This is a genomic window from Williamwhitmania taraxaci (assembly GCF_900096565.1).
GTDB classification, from domain to species: domain Bacteria; phylum Bacteroidota; class Bacteroidia; order Bacteroidales; family Williamwhitmaniaceae; genus Williamwhitmania; species Williamwhitmania taraxaci.
Map to the genome: position 1 here is coordinate 1 of NZ_FMYP01000162.1, position 1546 is coordinate 1546.

Consider the following 1546-nt stretch of genomic DNA (forward strand, 5'->3'; position numbering starts at 1 on the left):
GCATGATCTTAAATTCTTCTGATTCCATCTTTTCTCTTTTCTAATACAAGTGTAACACTTTTTTGTAGTAGACAGAGTTTAGTTTACATACTCCAAAAATGATAAACAGCTGGTAACACGCGGTATAAAATATTGAGGCTTAAGTAGTAATTAAACACCACCCCCTAATAACCAGTCCTTTAACCATCACGAAGCCCCCAGCGATGCCTACTATCTGCCATACTCAACAATATAACCAAAAAAGCCCCGCTTCCGCAGGGCTTTTTAATCACATCAATTATTAAATCAATCAAATCATAGTGCCTTCAATTAGTTCATTTCAAGTTCTATATTCAAGTTAGTGCTCTCACCGTTGGCCACGGTTATAACTATCTCCTGTTTTTTAAATCCTATTTTCTCAACAACTACCCTATACATATTTTCAGGAAGTTTCGCTCGGAATTTTCCCTTATCCGCACTCTTCTTTACAATCGGTTTTACCTTTTCACCTCCAGCAGCCTTCATTGTTCCATTTGGCTCAGCATAAAACGTAAATGTTACCCCTTTCATAGGTTCGCCACTTCCGGCATTAATCACTCTTCCCAAAACCGAAGTTCCACCACCACCCGTTGCCGTTATCATACGGGCAGTTTTATACTGGCTGAAAAAATCTGGGTTCGTAATCTTAAATAGTTCAATATCCAAATCCAGTCGCGTGTTCAAAAGCGTATCTGATTCCTTAAAAAGATCCGAAAGGTTTTGTGTTGCCGTTTTTGTTTGCGATCTCGCAGCCTTTGGGTTGGCAAGTGTTGTAGTATAAGCCACTATTGCAGCTTGTAAGTCTGTAATCATATCAGCCGTAACGCCATAAGCCACAATGGCTGCAGCATGGGCATTTGCTCTGGCAAGTATCGTATTACAAATACCAATCACATCGGTATCTCTCGCCTTTTTCAAGTCCGATACCGTATATTTTATACTTTCAAGCAATTCAGGATTATTCTCAACATTAGCGTACGATTGTAGCCTATTTTCCACAAATAATGCTTTCTCGGTCATTGTGGCCCGCCTTGCTGTTTTGTTCGTCGTTATACCTGTTGTCTCTAGGATTTGGGCGTCCCTGTTTTGTTCTATTAATGGTATTTTTGCAACCCAAAGATTGTAAGTTGCTGAAAATACTGCATTGGTTTCCCATACTGCTTTATACTTATCACAAGTATTCATTACAACATAGTACATACTAAATCTGTCCTCTTGATTAGTGTTCATAATGGTAAGTTTTAAGAATTAGTATTAAATGATAAAGAGTAACCTAAACTTAGATACTCCCATTGAATATTAAATCTATACCACACTAATCCTCTTTTCTCTCCGCAATGCTAAATCTCTATACAATACCGAGGATTATTTTAACCCATTATTGGTTTTCTACGCTCAATGTTCGATTTCTTTTATGCAAATTATGACTTTCTGTAATACAATTCTTCATTTCTTTCATTTATTATCGTTTTTTTTTGTCATAATCGTCCATTTCTTTCTTCTATTCCGCATTTCTTTGTCACAATCG

Annotated in this window: 1 protein-coding gene; it reads right to left on the bottom strand. The window is 37.2% G+C overall.

Translation table 11 applies throughout. From position 1 onward, the window contains the following. Positions 1-309: 309 nt before the first annotated feature. Positions 310-1248: a carboxypeptidase-like regulatory domain-containing protein gene (locus BLS65_RS17695; RefSeq protein WP_092441111.1), complete on the bottom strand. Its 939-nt coding sequence runs from the start codon at positions 1246-1248 to the stop codon at positions 310-312. Positions 1249-1546 lie beyond the last annotated feature (298 nt).

Coding starts and splice junctions, on each gene's coding strand:
- BLS65_RS17695 (WP_092441111.1), bottom strand. CDS start 1,248: ATGAACACTAATCAAGAGGACAGATTTAGTATGTACTATGTTGTAATG.